The sequence below is a fragment of the Xanthobacter sp. ZOL 2024 genome, assembly GCF_052932325.1.
Window position 1 is genome coordinate 2,664,030 of sequence record NZ_CM128808.1, and the last position, 18,590, is coordinate 2,682,619.

An 18,590-nucleotide genomic window follows, 5' to 3' on the forward strand; every position below is an offset into this window, starting at 1 on the left:
CTCAGGGGTGCTCCACCTCGCCGCGCGGATCGGCCAGCTCGGGCTTGGAGCCGGAGAGCTGGGCGCCGGCATTCTTCGGCAGGCGGATGAAGTAGAAGAAGGAGAGGGCGCTCACCAGCGCCACCGCCACGAAGGCCACCGTGAAGTCGTTCTGGGTGACGTGGGTTTCGCCCCGCTCGCCCCGCATGAACTCCAGCACGAACCCTGCCAGCGCCACCCCCATGGACAGGGACACCTGCTGCGCGACGCTGGCGAAGGAGGTGGCGCGGCTCATTTCCTCCGCCTCCACCTCGGCATAGCTCAGCGCATTGAGGGCGGTGAACTGCAGCGAGCGCAGGAAGCCGCCCGCCAGCAGCAGCATGGTGATGATCCAGTGCGGGGTGAAGGGCGTGAACAGGGCGTTGATGGCCACGAAGCCGGCCGACACCAGAGCGTTGATCACCAGCACTCGCTTGTAGCCGAGCCGGCGCAGCAGTGGCGCTGCGGTGAACTTCATGATCATGGCGCCGGCGGAGGCGGCGAAGGTGAGCAGGCCCGAGGCGAAGGCCGACAGGCCGAAGGAGAGCTGCAGCATCAGCGGCAGCAGGAAGGGCAGGGCGCCGATGCCCACCCGGAACAGCGAGCCGCCCACCACGCCGGCACGGAAGGTGGGATAGCGCAGGAGCCGGAGGTCGATGACCGCGTGCGGCGTGTGGTGGGCATGGTGCACATAGGCGGCGAGCGCGATGAGGCCGATGCCGCCCACCAGCAGCGCCACCCACAGGGGCACCAGCTCCTGGCCCAGCACCGCGAAGCCGAACACCACGCCGGCCAGGCCGAGGCCCGAGAGCACCAGCCCCTTGAGATCCAGCGGCGGCACGTCCTCTTCCCGCACATTCTCGATGAAGCGGGTGGCGAGGAACACGCCCAGGATGCCCATGGGCACGTTGATGAAGAAGATGAGCCGCCAGTTGAAATAGGTGGTGATGAAGCCACCCAGGGGCGGCCCGAACACCGGCCCCAGCAGGGCCGGAATGGTCAGCCAGGCGAGCGCCGAGACCAGCTCGGTCTTGGGCACTGAGCGCAGGATGACCAGCCGGCCCACCGGCACCATCATGGCCCCGCCCAGCCCCTGGATGATGCGATAGAGCACGAAGTCGCCAAGCGACGTGGACAGACCGCAGAGCACCGAGCCAATGGTGAAGATGACGATGGCGGAGCGGAAGACCGTGCGCGCGCCATAGCGATCGGCCGCCCAGCCGCTGGCGGGAATGAACACCGCCAGGGACAGCAGATAGGAGGTCAACGCCAGCTTGAGCGCCACCGGATCCTCGTGGAGGTCGGCGGCGATGGCGGGCAGGGAGGTGGCGATGACCGTGGCGTCCACCTGCTCCATGAACAGGGCGCACGCGACGATGAGGGGAATGAGGACCTGCGGAGGCAGAGCAAGGCGGGACACGGGGCAATCCTGACGGCGGATCGCCTCTTTAGGTCAGTTTCGCCGCAGGATGAAGGGGGCGGGCGCCACATCGTCGTGAGCGTCGGGTGCTCTTCCCTTGGGCGGGGAGATGCCGGCAGGCCGTGCCAGCAAACAAAAAGGCCGGCGAGCAGGGCTCACCGGCCATCTCTTGCGGAAGGCGGCAGGGCCGCCCCCGGCTCAGAAGAAGCGACGTCCCGCTTCTTCTTCCTGACCCGGCTCGCGGGTCAGGCGCGCCGCCTCATCGCGGCGCACGAAATCCGAAAAAGGGTCGCGGGCGTCCTCCCGGGCGCTGGCCGGAGCCACTTCCAGGGGTTGCGGCCGGCTGGTGGCCGGGGCGGGACGGGCGTCCGACACCGGAACGGCGCGGCTCGAATCCGTGGTGCGCGAGGCCTTGGCATCAAGCCAGGGCAGCGGGAAGGGAGAGGCGATGAAGGCGATGCCGTCCTCCTGCTCCCAGGCCACCATATAGACCTCCTCGTCCACCGGCATGCCCGGCAGGGAGAACATCTGCGGCGCCTCGCGGGCGGTGCCGGTCCAGCCCAGCGAATGGGCCAACTGGAACGCCTCGTCCAGGAAGCTGGTCAGAGCGGCGAGCCGGTCAGCACGCAGGTTCTGAATGAAGTCCACATCCAGCAGGCGACGGAGATAGGTCTCCACGCTGTCACCCGCGGCCCATTGGGCGCCGGTGGCGAACTGGTACACATAAACGCGGGGGCTCTCCATCGCTCAGCTCCACCCATCAGGACATTATCAACCCGAGCGTGTCCACTTGATCCCGGGGGCACGGGAAACGACTGGGTCTCATCACATTTCTTTTAGCCAGTTCTCGCCGGTTTTCAAAGAGAACCTCCCGGCGGCCCACCGGCGGGGGGTGCCCGATCCTGTCGCCGCAGGGCTTGGCGGCCTGTCCACAAGTGCTTGTGAGAAAAGCGGATCTGACGCACGCAGAGGGAATCAGTCGCGCTGTGGCTCGCATTACGGCCGGCGGCGCTGCGTCCCACGGTAGAAAAATCACAGGCGATACGGCCGCCGCGAGGCCCGCCCCGGGGGGCTTGCGGGGGGAGGGGTGATTCCGTGTATGGTTAACGGCTACCGTCCTTCGATTCGCTTTCGGGCGCCGCCTTCGGCCCATCTTCGGGCCCATCCTTCTGCCCTTGTTGGGCGGGCGGGCTCCAGCGGGCGGCGGCCTGATCATCGGCGGCCTTGGCCGCGACCCAGCCTCCGTGATGGGCGGCCCGCTCCTCTTTCTTCCAGAAGGGGGCGCTGGTCTTCAGCCAATCCATCAGGAATTCCGCCGCCGCGAAGGCTGCCGCCCGATGGGCGGAGGCGGTGACCACCAGGACGATGGGCTCGCCCGGCACGATCCGCCCGTGGCGGTGGATGATGATCGCGCCCTGCAGTGGCCAGCGGGCGCGGGCGGTGTCCAGGTGACGGGTGATCTCTTCCTCCGCCATGCCCGGATAATGCTCCAGCACCAGGGCGGTGAGCGGCGCGTCGCCGGCGTCGGCCCGGCACAGGCCGGTGAAGGTCACCACCGCGCCCATGTCGGTGCGACCCCGGGCGAGGCGCGCGATCTCCGTCGCCGCGTCGAACGGAGCCGCCTGAACGGCGACATGAAAGATCGCTTCCGGGGCGGCCGCGGGCGTCATCCCTCAGCCCCCGGTCATGGGTGGGAAGAAGGCCACCTCGCGGGCCGCGCCCAAGGGGGTGTCGGGCTTCACATGGCGCCGGTCGAGGGCGGCACGCACCACGGCGGGGTCGGTGAAGGCGTGGGCGTGGGCGTCGTCGCGCGCCGCCAGCCAGCGGGCCAGATCCGCCACGGTGACCACCGTGGCCGGCGGGCTCACCTCTTCCTCGCCCAGGCCCACCCGTTCGCGCAGCCAGGCGAAATAGAGCACCCTCATGCCTCGTCCTCCACCAGGTGGCGGGCGCCGGCGCGGAAGTAGTCGTAGCCGGTATAGAGGGTCAGCACGGCGGCGATCCACAGCAGGCTCAGGCCGGCGAGGGTCACCCCCGGCAGCACCCGCTCGCCGGCCTGGCCGGTGATGAGCACGCCGACTGCCACCAGTTGCACGGTAGTTTTCCACTTGGCGAGACGGGACACCGGCACCGAGACCCGCAGCTCCGCCAGGAACTCCCGCAGGCCCGAGACCAGGATCTCGCGGCACAGGATGACGATGGCCGCCCACAGGGACCAGCCGCGAATGGTACCGTCGGAGGCCAGCATCAGCAGCGAGGTGGAGACCAGCAGCTTGTCGGCGATGGGGTCGAGCATGCGGCCGATGGCCGATTGCTGCTGCCAGGCGCGGGCGAGGTAGCCGTCGAAGAAGTCGGTCACCGCAGCGGCGATGTAGATGGCCAGCGCCACCCAGCGCAGCCACAGGCCGCCGTGCAGGATGTCCGACCAGAACAGGCAGGCGGCCACCAGCGGCACCGCGATGCAGCGCGCATAGGTCAGGAGATTGGGCACGGAGAGGGCGTGGCCCCGGCCGGGTGAAGGTGTGGTGCGCGTTGCGGCCTCAGCCATGCTCGTCACTTCGCGGATGCAGATCAGGTAGCTTGCGATCCCCTGTTTAATGCGCGACGCGGACCGGGGAAACCCGCGCCGGGGGGAGGGCGCCTCACGAAGCCGGGCGCTCGTGGAAATAATCATAGACCGCTTTCGCGGTTGTGGCATTGATTCCAGATACTTGTTCAAGATCGGCGAGCGCTGCGCGTTCGATGGCCTTGAGGGTGCCGAAGTGACGCAGCAGCGCCCGCTTCCGGGTGGGGCCGACGCCGGGAATGGCCTGCAGCCCCGCCTCGGTGATGTCCTTCTTGCGCCGCGCCCGGTGGGAGCCGATGGCGAAGCGGTGGGCTTCATCGCGCAGGCGCTGGATGAAATAGAGCACCGGGTCGCGCGGCTCCATGCGGAACGGCTTCTGGCCGGGAATGAAGAATTGCTCGCGCCCGGCCTCGCGGTCGAGCCCCTTGGCGATGCCCACCAGGGGCACAGTGGTGATGCCGAGCTCGGACAGCACCTCCCGCGCCACATTGAGCTGGCCGAGGCCGCCGTCGATGAGCACCAGATCAGGCCAGGGCGAGGCGGCATCCGCATCGGGCAGCGGGCCATCCTGCTCGTCGGCCTCCGTCTCGCCGTCGGTGGCCTCGGGCAGATCGGTGTCCCGTGGCGCCTGCGGAGCATTCTCCAGGGTGGGTGCGTCCGCCTGTTCCTCCGGCGGTGGGGCTTCCGCCTCCTCTTCCCCCAGCGGGGCTTCCTTCAGCAGTCGGGAGAATCTGCGGCGCAGCACCTCGCGCATCATGCCGAAGTCGTCGCCGGGCACGAGGTCAGCCGACTTGATGTTGAACTTGCGATATTGCGATTTGCGGAAGCCTTCCGGCCCGGCCACGATCATGCCGCCCACCGCATTGGTGCCCATGATGTGGGAATTGTCATAGACCTCGATGCGCTGGGGCGGGTGCGGCAGGTGGAAGGCCTGGGCGACGCCCTCCAGCAGCCGCGCCTGGGTGGCGGTTTCCGCCAGGGTGCGGCCGAGCGCCTCGCGGGCGTTCTGCAGGGCGTGGTTGACGAGATCGCGCTTCTCGCCCCGCTGGGGCGCGGCGATCTCCACCTTGAAGCCCGCCTTCTCCGAGAGGGCCTCAGCCAGCAGCGCCTGCTCCTCCACCTTGTGGGACAGGAGGATGAGGTGGGGCGCCGGCTTGTCCTCGTAGAATTGCGAGAGGAAGGCGCCCAGCACCTCGGCTTCATCCAGCGAGCGGTCGGCGCGCGGGTAATAGGCGCGGTTGCCCCAGTTCTGGCCGGTGCGGAAGAAGAACACCTCGATGCAGGTGGCCCCGCCCTCCTGGTGGCAGGCGAACACATCCGCCTCCTCCACCGAATGGGGATTGATGCCCTGGGTGCCCTGCACGGCGGAGAGGGCCGCCAGACGATCGCGCAGCCGCGCCGCGCGCTCGAACTCCAGCGCCTCGGCGGCCTGCTCCATCTCCTGGGCCAGCTCTTCCTTGATGGCGCGGGAGCGGCCGGAGAGGAAGGCTTTCGCCTCGCGCACCAGCTGAGCGTAATCCCGCTCCTCGATCTCGCCCGTGCAGGGGCCGGCGCAGCGCTTGATCTGGTAGAGCAGGCAGGGCCGGGAGCGGTTCTCGAAATAGCTGTCCGAGCAGGAGCGCAGCAGGAACGCCCGCTCCAGGGCGTTGATGGTGCGATCCACCGCCCAGACGCTGGCGAACGGCCCGTAATAATCCCCCGGCCGGTTGCGGGCACCGCGATGCTTGAGGATCTGCGGCGCCGCGTGGTCGGCGGTGATGAGGATGTAGGGAAAGGACTTGTCGTCGCGCAGCAGCACGTTGAAGCGCGGCTTCAGCTGCTTGATGAGGTTGGCTTCCAGCAGCAGCGCTTCCGGCTCGGTGCGGGTGGAGACGAACTCCATGCGCGCGGTGGCCGCGATCATGCGGGCGATGCGGTTGGTGTGGCCCACCGGGCGGGTATAGCTCAGCACCCGCTTCTTGATGCTCTTGGCCTTGCCCACATAGAGCACCGTGCCATCCACCGACAGCATGCGGTAGACGCCGGGGCCGGTGGGCGCGTGCTTCACCGCATGGATGATGGCGGCGCGGCCGATGGCGAGTTCGGAGGCTTCCGGCACGTCCTCCGGCGTTTCGCGCAAGAGCGGGGAGGCGCCCGCCTCGGGCAGGGCGGCGCCGGTCTCCGGGGCCGTGGCTTCGGCTGCGGCGAAGGGGGCCGCCAGCGGCGCTTCCGGTGGTGCGCGGTGGGACTCATTGGGGCGTTTGCCGTTCATGCCGGCAACTTAGGCAGTGGGACCGGGAAGAGCCAGAGGGCGCTTGGCAACCTTTCCTCAACCACGATCGCGCGCGGTGGGGGATGTGGCGGCGGCCTCATCCGCGTCGGTGTCAAAATCACAAATACTTTTCAATGTGTTGTCTGATTTACCTGGCGTTCAGCACGTCGCTAGGAGATGCGGTGAGGTCAGAGCCGGGCAAGCTTCGGCTGTGATAGTGCGGCACAGGCTCGAAGCGCGGTGACCGGGTGCCCCGCCGCGGCGCGTGGGGCCGAGGATGCCGACGCCGCCAAGCCTTCTGGGTCCAGGTGTTGAGGAGGTTGTGGCGCGCGAAGACGCATCGCAAAAATCGAGTGTCCGTACGTAAAGCTTCTTCGTCCGAACGCTCGTGTTGATATGGAATGTGATTGTTGAATCGGAGAAGAAATATTCACTTTCTGCGGTTCAACTATCGATGCAGTTTTCGGAGCCATGTTGGCTCTTGGAGAATAAGGCGCAACTGTGGTCAATCCCGATCTCGCCTTGTTTGACGTTGAGTCGGCCTGGATGTGTTAGGAAGTTGGAAACGATTTGCCACATCCCTGCCGCTTTTGATTTTTCTGGTGTGGCGGGTTCGCTACAGACGTTCGCGGCGCCAGTCGGTATGAAGTCATCCATCGTCGGTCGCGGCCCCTAGGGCGGACCGAGAGTTACGAAGAAGGTATCCATCATGTTGAAGCGTGCCCTCCTGGGCGTCTCTGCCCTCGCTCTCCTGGCTGGTTCGGCCTCCGCCGCCGATCTGTCGACCCGCTATCCTGTGAAGGCTGCGGTGGTGCCCGTGCAGATGTTCTCCTGGACCGGCTTCTACATCGGCGGCAACGTCGGTTATGGCTGGGGGTCGAACTCGTTCGACTATGCCACCGGCGGCATCAACTACAGCTACAACGTCGGCGATGCCAACGGCATGTTCGGCGGTCTGCAGGGCGGCTATAACTTCCAGTTCGCCAACAACGTCGTGGTGGGCCTTGAGGCCGACCTCGAGTTCGCCGACATGGGCAAGGACAACGTGCTGATCGGCGGGCCCATGGCTGGCCGCTTCACCTCGCAGAGCCTTGACTACTTCGGCACCATCCGCGGCCGTCTCGGCTATGCCATGGACCGCTTCCTGCCGTACTTCACCGGCGGCGCGGCCTGGGCCAACACCAACTTCACCGGCCCGCTCGGCGCCTCCGCCGACAGCACCAGCTGGGGCTGGACCATCGGTGGTGGCCTCGAATACGCCGTCACCAACAACTGGACCGTCAAGGCCGAGTATCTGTACGCCGACTTCGACGGCCAGAAGATCGTGTATCCCGGCGGCGACGTGGCCTCTTCGGGCTTCAGCATGAACACCGTCAAGGCCGGCGTGAACTACAAGTTCTGATCGACCGCATCGGATGCGTCTTGGGGCTCCCCGGCCATGGTCGGGGAGCTCTTTTTCGTTGCGGCACATGACTTTCCGGCAGCTCACGCGCTCGTGCGCCGGGCCCAATTATGGTCACGCCGGCGCTGTCGCGGCGCCACGAGGCGGCCGCCGCCGGCGCCGAGGCTTTTCCCGCTCACAGTGAGCGGAAGGAGCTTCCATGACGCGCGGATCTTTCGCGGGGGCGATTGTCGCAATGGTGGCGCTGGGAGGCGCGGCAGCGCCGGCGCTTGCCGCCGACCTGTCCCGACCGGCAACGGTGGCCAAGGCCCCGGTGGCGATGCCGGCGCCGGCCTTTTCCTGGACCGGTTTTTATATCGGCGCCAACGCCGGCTACGGCTGGGGCAGCGGCACCGGCCTCGCCGATGCCTATGGGCTCTCGCCCAAGGGCTGGTTCGGCGGCGGCCAGCTGGGCGTGAACTACCAGTTCCAGAACAATGTCGTCGCCGGCCTCGAAGCCGATGTGGATGGTGGCGACATCTCCGACAGCGGCCTCGGCGTGTCCAGCAAGCTCAACGCCTTCGGAACGGTGCGGGCGCGGTTGGGCTATGCCTTCGGCCGGGTGCTGCCCTATGTCACCGGCGGCTTCGCCTGGGGTAACAATACCCTGGATTACGGCGCGCTGAGCCAATCCCAGACTCACACCGGCTGGACCGCTGGCGCCGGGCTCGAATATGCCCTCACCGATCATTGGACCGCCAAGACCGAGTATCTCTATACCGATCTCAGCTCCAAATATTACGATATCGCCGGCGCCGATTCGGGGGTTAACAACCAGGCCGTGCGGGTCGGTGTGAACTACAAGTTCTGATCGCGCCCCGCCGGCGCACGGCTGCCCTGCGCCAACCGCGCGGCTGTCCGGCCGCGCGGGGGCTCATCCGCGGGGTTTGGCCTTCAGCGGAATGGGCTGGGCGGCGCCGGTCTCGTCGCGGATGGAGAAGCGGTAGCCGCCTTCCGCGTCCCGCTCCACCTCATAGACCAGCTTGCCGGTGACCTTGTTGTCCTTGTCGAAGGTGAGAACGCGCGGGCGCAGCGCCGGGATCTCCGCCTCCTCCACATAGACCGAGTTGCAGATGATGACTTCGTCGCCCGGCTGGCAGGTGCGGGCGGCGGCGCCATTCAGGATGCAGCAACGCGAGCCGCGCTCGCCCAGGATCACGTAAGTGGAGATGCGGGCACCGGAATTGCGGTTCCAGATCTCCACGAACTCCAGCGGCAGAATGCCCGCCTGCTCGCAGTGGTCGGGGTCGAGGGTGATGGAGCCGTGATAGTTGAGATCGGCTCCTGTCACGGTGATGCCGTGCAGCTTGCCGGCGACGATCTTGCGCATGAGGCTCTGGCCCAATCGTGGTGGTGGCTTGAGGGTAGCCCGGGTTTGGTTGGGGTGGTCCCTTAATCGCCTCGACCGCCGGAGGGAAGACTTTCCCTGTTCCGGCGCCGACCCCGGAGAACGATTTCAGGACGCCGATGTCGCTGCGTCAGGCCTGCCGCGGGGGCGTGCATTGGTAACATGGGGACGCAATTCTTGAACGTCGCCGCCGGGTCTGTTCGGCCCGCCGCCTCGCTTCTTCCTTCATTGTCGTGCTAGGAGCCGCACTCGTGAACAAGGAGTGAGGGCTCTCATGGCTCATGTGGCAGCGCCGGATGCGCGCGCCCTTCGCGTCGGTGTCACGGGCATCGGCATCATGGGATCCAACCACGCCCGCGTGCTGTCGGAACTGCCCGGCGCCGAGCTGGTGGCGGTGGCGGATCCCGACCAGGCCCAGGCGGAGCGGGTCGCCAATTTCCTCGGCTGCAAGGCGGTCGGTGATCATCGCGCGCTGCTGGATCTCGGGCTCGACGCGGTGGTGGTGGCCGCGCCCACCCATCTGCATCACCAGGTCGCCCTCGACGTCATCGGCGCCGGCTGCTCGGTGCTGGTGGAAAAGCCCATCGCCTCCACCGCCGAGGAAGGCCGCGAGATCGTCGCCGCCGCCCGCGACAAGGGCGTGACCCTCATGGTCGGCCATGTGGAGCGCTTCAATCCCGCGGTCCGCGCGGTGAAGGAAGCGATCCGCGGTGAGCACATCCTCTCGGTGGCGTTCACCCGGGTGGGGCCGTTCCCGCCGCGCATGTCCAATGTGGGCGTGGTGATCGACCTTGCGGTGCACGACATCGACCTGATCCGCTGGCTGACCGATTCCGAGATCATCGAGGTGCAGCCGCAGACTGCGGCGGCGCTGGCGGCGCGCGAGGATATCGCGCTGCTGCAGTTCCGCACCGCTTCCGGTGTGCTCGCCCACATCAACACCAACTGGCTCACGCCCTTTAAGGCGCGCACGGTGCATGTGGCCACCGCCAAGAAATACGTGATCGGCGATCTGCTCACCCGCCAGGTGACTGAGCATTTCGACTATCGGCCGGACGGGTCCTATTCCACCCGCCACCTGCCGGTGGCCTATGCGGAGCCGCTGCGCAGCGAGCTTGAGAACTTCCTCACCGCCGTGCGCACCGGCCGCCCGCCGGAGGTGACCGGCGAGCAGGGGGTGGCGAGCCTCGATATCGCCATCTCGTGCCTTGCCGAGCATGGTCCGGCCACCGCCACCAAGCGGCGCGCCGTCGGCTGATCCTTCTTCGTTCTTTCGCAGGACCTTTTCATGACGTCTCCCGTGACGGCCGCCCCCATCGCTTTCATTGATCTCGCCGCCCAGCGGGCGCGGATCGGCCAGAAGATCGATGATGCGGTGCTTTCCGTGCTCGCCTCCTGCCGCTTCGTGAATGGACCGCAGGTGACCGAGCTGGAACAGAAGCTCGCCGCCTTCGCCGGCAGCAAATATGCGGTCACCTGCTCCTCGGGCACCGATGCCCTGGCGCTCATCCTCATGGCCTGGGGCCTGAAGGCGGGCGATGCGGTGTTCTGCCCGGCCTTCACCTTCTGCGCCACCGCCGAGGTGGTGCCGTGGGTGGGCGCGACCCCGGTGTTCGTGGATGTGAAGGCCGACACCTTCAACATGGATCCCGAGAGCCTGGAGGCCGCCATTGCGGTGGCCATCGAGCAGGGGCTGACCCCCAAGGCGGTGATTCCGGTGGATCTGTTCGGCCAGCCGGCCGATTACGACGCCATCCTGCCTATCGCTGAGAAGCATGGCCTGAAGGTGCTGTGCGACACCGCCCAGGGCTTCGGCGGCACCTGGAACAACCGGCGCACCGGTTCCATCGGTGACGCCACCGCCACCTCCTTTTTCCCCGCCAAGCCCCTCGGCGCCTATGGCGACGGCGGCGCCATCTTCACCGACAGCGAGGAATTGGTGACCATCCTCAAGAGCCTGCGCGAGCATGGCCAGGGGGTGGACAAGTACCAGAACGTGCGCATCGGCATGACCGCGCGCCTCGACACGGTGCAGGCGGCGGTGCTGCTGGAAAAGCTCGCCATTTTCGAGGACGAGATCGCCGCCCGCGAGAAGGTGGCCCGCCGTTATAATGAGCTGCTGAAGGACGTGGCCATTGTGCCGAGCGTGGACCCCCGCGCCACCTCGGTGTGGGCCCAGTACACCCTGCGCCTGCAGCCCGGCGTGCGCGACGAACTGGCGGAGAAGCTGAAGGCGGAGGGCGTGCCCACCGCCGTTTATTACCGTCTGCCCATGCACCTGCAGCCGGCCTATCAGCAGTATCCGGCGGCGGGGGCCATTCTGCCGGTGTGCGAGACCCTGGCGGAAGAGGTCATCTCCCTGCCCATGCACGCCTATCTCGACGAGGCGACGCAGGATCGCATCGTCGCCGCCGTGCGCCGCGGCCTCGGCCACTGAACGTTTTCGGGGCGTCGCCGGTGGCGGCGCTCCGACCGCGGTTCTTCGCTGCGTGATCGGCACCCGTGCTATGCTTCCGTCCCAGGCGTCTCCAGGAGACCGCCGCCGAGGGAGAGGACGGACCGATGGGCAACACCGCGCGCAGTCTGCCCCGCATGACCATCGCCGCCTTCTTCGCCCTCAAGGGCGAGGAAGGCGTGCGCTACGAGCTGATCGACGGCGTGCCCGTGCGTGCCATGACCGGTGCCAGCCGGCGGCATGATCGGATCGTAGTGAACGCCATCGCCAGCCTGCGCCAGGCGCTCAAGGGCCGGCCCTGTGAGCCATCCACCTCCGACATCGCCATCGTCGTCCCCAATGGCAACGTGCGCCGTCCTGATCTCATGATCGATTGCGCCGCTGCCGATGATCGTGACATGACCGCGGTGGATCCCCGCCTCGTCATGGAGGTGCTCTCGCCCTCCACCCGCGGCCTCGATCTCGTGCGCAAGCTCGAGGAATACAAGTCGGTGCCCGGGCTCGCTTATATCCTTATCGTCGAACCGGAGGCGCCGCGGGCGCTGCTGTGGCGGCGGGAGGGAGGAGCGGCGGGTCCCTGGGTGCTGGAGGAGGCCGCCGGTCTCGATGGCGCCTTCGATCTGCCGGCCATCGCGGCGCGCCTCACCCTGGCCGAGCTTTACGAGCGGGTCACCTTCGAGCCGCAAGCCGGCGGCGCGGGGATGGCGCCGGAGGCGCCGACAGGCTAGCTTCCGCGCCGCATTCCTCACGGCGCGACCCCTGATGTTCCGTTCCATTCTTTCCGTTGGCGGCTTCACGCTGCTCTCGCGCCTTGCCGGCTTCATCCGCGATGTGGTGATGGCGGCCGTGCTCGGCGCCGGGCCGGTGGCCGATGCCTTCCTGGTGGCGTTCCGCCTGCCCAATCATTTCCGCGCCATCTTCGCGGAAGGGGCGTTCAATGCCGCCTTCGTGCCCACCTATGCCCGGCTGCGGGAGCAGGATGGGGTGCCGGCGGCGCGCCATTTTGCCGATGAGATTCTGGCCGGCATGGTGGTGGTGCATGCGGTGCTGCTGGTGCTGGCGCTGGGCTTCACGCGGGAATTCGTCTCGCTGCTGGCGCCGGGCCTCGCCGCCGATGGAACGCGCTTCGACCTCGCCGTGACGCTGACCCGCATCACCTTCCCCTATCTCGCCCTGATCTCGCTGGCGACGCTGGTCTCCGGCGCGCTCAATGCCTCCGAGCGGTTCGCGGTGGCGGCGGCGGCGCCCATTCTGCTCAACATCTGCATGGTCAGCACCCTGCTCGGGGCAGCGCTGTTTCCCACCGCCGGGGATGCGGCAGCCTGGGGCGTGCTGATTTCCGGCGTGCTGCAATTGTTCGTGGTGGGGCTCGATGCGGAGCGCCACGGCATCGGCCTTCGGTTCGCGCGGCCCCGGCTCGATCCCGGCACCCGCCAATTCCTGCGGGCGCTGGGGCCGGCCATCATCGGCTCGGCGGGGGTGCAGATCGCCCTATTCGCCGACACCATCATCGCCACCTTCCTGCCCATCGGCGCGCTGTCGGCTCTCTATTATGCCGACCGCATCAATCAGCTGCCCATCGGCGTGGTGGGCATCGCGGTGGGCACGGTGCTGCTGCCGGAGATGGCCCGCCGGCTGGCGGCCGGCGACGACGCCGGCGCCGCCCATGCCCAGGCCCGCTGCGTGGAGCTCGCCGCCCTGCTCGGCATCCCCTTCATGGCGGCGGCGCTCATGGTGCCGGATCTCACCATGCGGGCGCTGTTCGCGCGCGGGGCGTTCACGGTGGCCGATGCGGCCGATGCGGCGGCGACCCTGCGGGCCTACAGCTTCGGCCTCATCGCCTTCCTGGTGGTGCGGGCCTTCATCGCCCCGTTCCATGCGCGCGGCGACACCCGCACGCCAATGATCGCCTCGCTGTCGGCGGTGGCGCTGAACGTGGCGCTCAAGTTCGCGCTGATGGGCACGTTCGCCCAGGTGGGGCTTGCCTTCGCCACGGCGGTGGGCGGCTGGATCAATGTGGGCCTGCTGATCCTGTTTGCCCGCCAGCGCGGCTATCCCCTGGGAGATGCGGCGCTGGGCGGGCATCTGGTGCGTCTGGCGGCGGTGCTGGTGGTGGTGAGCTCCGCCCTGTTCGGGGCCGAGCGGGCGGCGGCGCTGCTGCTGCCCGCCGGCTTCACGGGTCGCGAGGAAGTGATGCTGGCCTTGGTCGCGGCGGGCGGGGCGCTGGTCTATGCCCTGGCAGTGTTCGGGCTGTTGGGCCGCGCCTTCCTGGCTGGGGTGATGGGGCGCCGCTTGGGGCCGCCTGCGGGGGGCGTGCCGCAGGGAAATCCGTGATTTTCTCGATTCAGGCGTTTTGCATTGCAGCGTCCTGTGCTATCCGAACGCGCTATTTCCGGTTTCGGCTCGTCGGTTGCGGGAGGCGCCGAACCTTCGCCCCAGGTTATTTCGCGGATGCCAGCCATCCGCCAGGAGCCGGATTTGATGACCCTCGTCACCACGGGCTATCGCCCGCTCGTTCTGTCCTCGCTTGCGCTCGCCCTTCTGGTTTCCGCCTGCGATCAGCAACCCGCCCAGCAGGCCGGGCCTCCCCCGGCGCCGCAGGTGACCGTGGCGCATCCCGCCACGCGCACCGTCACCGATCAGGATGAATATGTCGGCCGCTTCGTCGCCATCGACGAAGTGAACGTGCGTGCCCGCGTGTCCGGCTATCTCGATGCCATCCACTTCACCGATGGCCAGTTGGTGAAGCAGGGCGACCTGCTGTTCACCATCGATCAGCGGCCGTTCAAGATCGCCTTGGCGCAGGCGCAGGCGAACCTCGCCCAGGCCCAGGCCAATCTCGACTTCACCAAGGCCGACCTGGAGCGCGCTCGCTCGCTGCTGGAGGATCGCAACTCCACCGCCATCTCCAAGCAGACCTTCGACCAGCGCACCCAGGCCGAGCGCACCGCGGCGGCCACCGTGCAGTCGCAGGAAGCGGCCGTGCGCTCGGCGCAGCTCGATCTCGACTTCACCGAGGTGAAGGCGCCGGTGTCCGGCCAGATCGGCGATCGGCGGGTGTCGGTGGGCAATTACGTGACCGGCGGTACTGCCGGCTCGCCGACGCTGCTGGCGGTGATCGTCTCCACCAACCCGATCCGCTTCGAGTTCACCATCGACGAGGCCTCGCTGCTGCGCATTCAGCGCCGCAAGGCAGGGGCCGACATCAAGGGTGATCCGGTGGAACTGAAGCTCATCGACGACAAGGGCTTCGTGCACAAGGGGGAGATGGACTTCCTCAACAATGTGATCGACCGCGAGACCGGCACCATCCGTGGCCGCGCGGTGTTCGACAACCCCAACGGCCTGTTCCGGCCGGGCATGTTCGCCCGCATTCGCCTGAACTCCACCGATCCCTATCAGGCGCTGGTGGTGCCCGATGCGGCCATTGGCACCGAGCAGGTGAAGAAGTTCGTCTATGTGGTGGGCCCCGACAACAAGGTGGCGCAGCGCTTCGTCACCCTTGGTCAGCTGGTGGGTGACCAGCGGGTGATCACGGAGGGCCTCAAGCCCGACGACACCCTGGTGGTGAACGGCCTGATGCGGGTGCGCCCCGGCGTCGTGGTCAATCCGCAGATGGCGGATGCGGCCAAGGCCGAGCCGGGCAAGGCCGAGGCACCGAAGGCGGACGCACCAAAGAGCGAGACTGGCAAGCCCGCCACCGACTCCGCGTCGAAGTGAGGGAGGCGCACCCATGCGATTCTCCCACTTCTTCATCGACCGGCCGATCTTCGCGTCGGTGGTCTCCACCATTGTCATCATCCTCGGTGCCGTCACCTATCTGCGGCTGCCCGTGGCCCAGTATCCGGAGATCGCGCCGCCGGTGATCACCGTCACCGGCCAGTATCCCGGCGCCTCCGCCGAGGTGGTGGCTGACACGGTGGTCTCCCCCATCGAGCAGCAGATCAACGGTGTGGAGCACATGCTCTACATCTCGTCCAACTCCACGGCGGATGGCCGCTTCTCGATCCAGGTGACGTTCGACCTCGGTACCGATCTGGATACTGCCCAGGTGCAGGTGCAGAACCGCGTCGCCATCGCCACGCCGCGCCTGCCCTCCGAGGTGCAGCAGGTGGGCGTGGTGACGGCCAAGTCGTCGCCCGACATCCTGCTGGTGGTGAACCTGTTCTCGCCGGACGGTTCACGTGATCCGCTGTTCATGTCGAACTTCGCCAACATCCAGATCAAGGATGTGTTGTCGCGGATCGACGGCGTCGGCTCCATCACCGTGTTCGGCCAGCGCGATTACGCCATGCAGCTGTGGCTCGATCCCGACCGGCTGTCCCAGCTGAATCTCACCTCCAACGACGTGCTGACGGCGCTCAGGGCGCAGAACGTGCAGGTGGCTTCGGGCATCCTGAACGCGCCGCCCACGCCGCAGCAGAACCCCTTCCAGATCGCCGTGCGCACCCTCGGGCGCCTGTCGAGCCCGGAAGAGTTCGGTAATATCGTCGTCAAGCAGAGTGACCAGGCCCTGGTGCGGGTGAAGGACGTGGGCCGGGTGGAGATCACCGCCCAGGACTATGCCTCCACCTCGTTCCTGGACCGCGACCCCTCGGTGGCGCTCGGCATCTTCCAGCGGCCGGGCTCCAACGCGCTCGCCACCGGCAACGCGCTGGTGGAGGAGATGAAGCGCATTCGCAAGACCTTCCCTGAGGGTCTCGAATACGGCATCTACTACAACCCCACCGAGTTCATTCAGCAGTCGGTGGATGCGGTGGTGCACACCATCGGCGAAGCCATCGTGCTGGTGGTGCTGGTGGTGGTGCTGTTCCTGCAGACCTGGCGGGCGGCCATCATCCCCATCCTGGCCATCCCGATCTCTCTCGTCGGCACCTTCTTCGTCATGGGGCTGTTCGGCTTCTCGCTGAACAACCTGTCCCTGTTCGGCCTGGTGCTCGCCATCGGCATCGTGGTGGATGACGCCATCGTGGTGGTGGAGAATGTGGAGCGCAACATCGCGGCGGGTCTCTCGCCACGGGATGCGGCCTACAAGACCATGGACGAGGTGGGTGGCGCGCTGATCGCCATCTCGCTGGTGCTGTCGGCGGTGTTCGTGCCCACCGCCTTCATCACCGGCATCTCGGGGGCCTTCTACCAGCAGTTCGCGCTCACCATCGCGGGGTCGACCCTGATCTCGCTCCTGGTGTCGCTGACCCTGTCGCCGGCCATGTGCGCGCTGCTGTTGAAGCCGCACCGGGGCGAGCATGCGCACCATGCCTGGTATGCCCGGCCGGTGGTCGGCTTCTTCCGCCTCTTCAACCGCGGCTTCGAGGGGCTGGGCAACGGCTATGCCTGGCTCACCTCGCGCCTGGTGCGGGTGGTGGCGCTGGTGCTGATCGTTTATGTGGCCATCGTCGCCTATGGCGGCCACCTGTTCACCAGCACGCCGCAGGGCTTCATTCCCCAGCAGGATCGCGGCTACCTCATCGTCGTCGCCCAGCTGCCGCCCGGCGCCGCCATGCAGCGTACCGAGCAGGTGATGAAGCGGGCTGGCGATCTGGTGCTCGGCACGCCGGGTGTGGCCAAGGTGGTGAACATCGTCGGCTTCTCCGGCGCCACCTTCACCAACGCCCCGAACGCCGGCGCCATGTTCGTGATCCTGGAGCCGTTCTCGCAGCGCGGTGGCGATCCCACCCGCTCGGCCGCCGCCGTGCAGCGCACGCTGTTCGGCAAGATGGCGTCAATCCAGGAAGCGCAGATGATCGTGGTGCAGCCGCCGCCGGTGAACGGCATCGGCAACGCCGGCGGCTTCCGCATGATGGTGGAGGATCGCGATGGCGCGTCGCTGACGGCGCTGCGCAACGCCACCTACGCCATGATGGGCGCCGCCGCGCAGACGCCGGGGCTGCAGCAGGTCTATTCCCTGTTCGAGACCTCGACGCCGCAGCTCTATCTCGACATCGACCGTGAGAAGGCCCAGCTGCTGCGGGTCAACGTGAACGACGTGTTCGCCGCGTTGCAGACCTTCATCGGCTCGACCTATGTGAACGACTTCAACATGTTCGGCCGCACCTTCCGGGTGCAGGCCCAGGCCGATGCCAAGTTCCGTATGGAAGCCAAGGACGTGCTCGCCATCCGCGTGCGCACGGCCAATGGCGATACGGTGCCGCTGGGCTCGTTCACCACGGTGCGCGACATCTCCGGTCCCTACCGCGTGCCGCGCTACAACCTCTATCCGGCGGCGGAGCTCGATGGCTCGCCGGCGCCGGGCTACTCGCAAGGCCAGGCCATGCAGATCATGGAAGGTCTGGCGCAGAAGATCCTGCCCCAGGGCTTCGCCTACGAGTGGACGGGCATCGCCTTCCAGCAGGAGCGGGCGGGCAACACCGCCATCTTCGCCTTCGCGCTGGGCGTGCTGTTCGTGTTCCTGGTGCTGGCGGCCCAGTATGAGAGCCTGACGCTGCCTCTCGCGGTCATTCTCATCGTGCCCATGTGCCTGGTGGCGGCGCTGACCGGCGTCAACATGCGGGGCATGGACAACAACATCCTGACCCAGGTGGGCTTCATCGTCCTCATCGGTCTCGCCGCCAAGAACGCCATCCTCATCGTCGAGTTCGCCAAGCAGCTCGAAGACGAGGGCCATGGCCGGCGGGAGGCTTCGGTGGAGGCGGCGCGGCTGCGTCTGCGGCCCATCATCATGACCTCGCTCGCCTTCATCCTCGGTGTGGTGCCGCTGGTGTGGGCCGAGGGGGCCGGCGCCGAGCTGCGGCAGGCGCTGGGCACGGCGGTGTTCGCCGGCATGATCGGCGTGACCTTGTTCGGCCTCGTCTTCACCCCGGTGTTCTACGTGTTCGCACGCTGGCTCGCCGGGCTGGGCAAGGGGCGGGCGAAGAACTCGGGCGGCACGCCGCCCAATCATGCCGCCCCCGCGGAGTGATCCGCAGCGGTTCGAGCATTCATCCCCGCGCGGCGTGAGCCGCGCGGGGATTTTCTTTTGTGGGGCCGGGCGCAGGAGCGCGCCCTGGCCGTGGCCATCCCCGCCTTGGGGGCAGAATTCGACAGGGTGCCACCCGTAAATACACTGGCTCCGGCGGTGTCTCATGGTCTAT

General features: G+C 67.4%; 14 protein-coding genes and 1 pseudogene. 8 read left to right on the forward strand and 7 right to left on the reverse strand.

Annotated features, from left to right (window positions below):
* Position 1: 1 nt before the first annotated feature.
* The 6 genes and pseudogenes from ACU4E7_RS12280 to uvrC all read right to left on the reverse strand — a co-directional run bounded on the left by ACU4E7_RS12280 (position 2) and on the right by uvrC (position 6,255).
* Positions 2-1,438 carry an MFS transporter gene (locus ACU4E7_RS12280; protein ID WP_447019014.1) on the reverse strand — a complete coding sequence of 479 codons (1,437 nt, stop codon included), beginning with the start codon at positions 1,436-1,438 and terminating at the stop codon, positions 2-4.
* A 198-nt stretch (positions 1,439-1,636) separates the two neighbouring features.
* On the reverse strand, positions 1,637-2,182 hold the full coding sequence (locus ACU4E7_RS12285) for a hypothetical protein (RefSeq protein ID WP_238119920.1): 546 nt from the start codon (positions 2,180-2,182) through the stop codon (positions 1,637-1,639).
* 446 nt (positions 2,183-2,628) lie between these two features.
* Positions 2,629-3,108: pseudogene (locus ACU4E7_RS12290) on the reverse strand (molybdenum cofactor biosynthesis protein MoaE); the annotation flags it as partial.
* Between the two features lie 3 nt (positions 3,109-3,111).
* Positions 3,112-3,363 carry a molybdopterin converting factor subunit 1 gene (gene moaD, locus ACU4E7_RS12295; RefSeq protein WP_238119921.1) on the reverse strand — a complete coding sequence of 84 codons (252 nt, stop codon included), beginning with the start codon at positions 3,361-3,363 and terminating at the stop codon, positions 3,112-3,114.
* Positions 3,360-3,986 (reverse strand): CDP-diacylglycerol--glycerol-3-phosphate 3-phosphatidyltransferase, encoded by a 627-nt coding sequence (gene pgsA, locus ACU4E7_RS12300; RefSeq protein WP_238119922.1) that lies wholly within the window; start codon positions 3,984-3,986, stop codon positions 3,360-3,362. Before pgsA ends, moaD begins: the two co-directional genes overlap by 4 nt.
* A 94-nt stretch (positions 3,987-4,080) precedes the next feature.
* Positions 4,081-6,255 (reverse strand): excinuclease ABC subunit UvrC, encoded by a 2,175-nt coding sequence (gene uvrC / locus ACU4E7_RS12305; protein WP_337927084.1) that lies wholly within the window; start codon positions 6,253-6,255, stop codon positions 4,081-4,083.
* 709 nt (positions 6,256-6,964) lie between these two features.
* Here uvrC and ACU4E7_RS12310 point away from each other — a divergent pair.
* Positions 6,965-7,657, forward strand: coding sequence for an outer membrane protein (locus tag ACU4E7_RS12310; RefSeq protein WP_238119923.1), 693 nt, complete (start codon positions 6,965-6,967; stop codon positions 7,655-7,657).
* 199 nt (positions 7,658-7,856) lie between these two features.
* Complete coding sequence (locus ACU4E7_RS12315; protein ID WP_447019015.1) at positions 7,857-8,507, forward strand: outer membrane protein; 651 nt, start codon at positions 7,857-7,859, stop codon at positions 8,505-8,507.
* A 63-nt stretch (positions 8,508-8,570) separates the two neighbouring features.
* Here ACU4E7_RS12315 and panD read toward each other — a convergent pair whose 3' ends face one another.
* A complete protein-coding gene (gene panD, locus ACU4E7_RS12320; protein ID WP_447019016.1) occupies positions 8,571-9,026 on the reverse strand; it encodes an aspartate 1-decarboxylase in 456 nt (151 codons plus the stop codon).
* Positions 9,027-9,318: 292 nt separating this feature from the next.
* On the opposite strand from panD, the gene ACU4E7_RS12325 reads away from it, so the two are divergent.
* From ACU4E7_RS12325 to ACU4E7_RS12350, 6 genes are all read left to right on the forward strand, one after another.
* The gene (locus ACU4E7_RS12325; protein WP_238119926.1) at positions 9,319-10,302 is read left to right on the forward strand and encodes a Gfo/Idh/MocA family protein; all 984 of its coding nucleotides are present in this window, start codon (positions 9,319-9,321) and stop codon (positions 10,300-10,302) included.
* Positions 10,303-10,332: 30 nt separating this feature from the next.
* Entirely contained in the window at positions 10,333-11,481 is a 1,149-nt protein-coding gene (locus tag ACU4E7_RS12330; protein WP_447019017.1) for a DegT/DnrJ/EryC1/StrS family aminotransferase, read from the forward strand.
* Between the two features lie 125 nt (positions 11,482-11,606).
* A complete protein-coding gene (locus ACU4E7_RS12335; protein ID WP_447019018.1) occupies positions 11,607-12,227 on the forward strand; it encodes a Uma2 family endonuclease in 621 nt (206 codons plus the stop codon).
* 34 nt (positions 12,228-12,261) lie between these two features.
* A complete protein-coding gene (gene murJ, locus ACU4E7_RS12340) occupies positions 12,262-13,833 on the forward strand; it encodes a murein biosynthesis integral membrane protein MurJ (RefSeq protein ID WP_447019019.1) in 1,572 nt (523 codons plus the stop codon).
* A 147-nt stretch (positions 13,834-13,980) separates the two neighbouring features.
* Entirely contained in the window at positions 13,981-15,219 is a 1,239-nt protein-coding gene (locus ACU4E7_RS12345; protein ID WP_447019020.1) for an efflux RND transporter periplasmic adaptor subunit, read from the forward strand.
* A 13-nt stretch (positions 15,220-15,232) separates the two neighbouring features.
* Entirely contained in the window at positions 15,233-18,418 is a 3,186-nt protein-coding gene (locus ACU4E7_RS12350; RefSeq protein WP_447019021.1) for an efflux RND transporter permease subunit, read from the forward strand.
* Positions 18,419-18,590 lie beyond the last annotated feature (172 nt).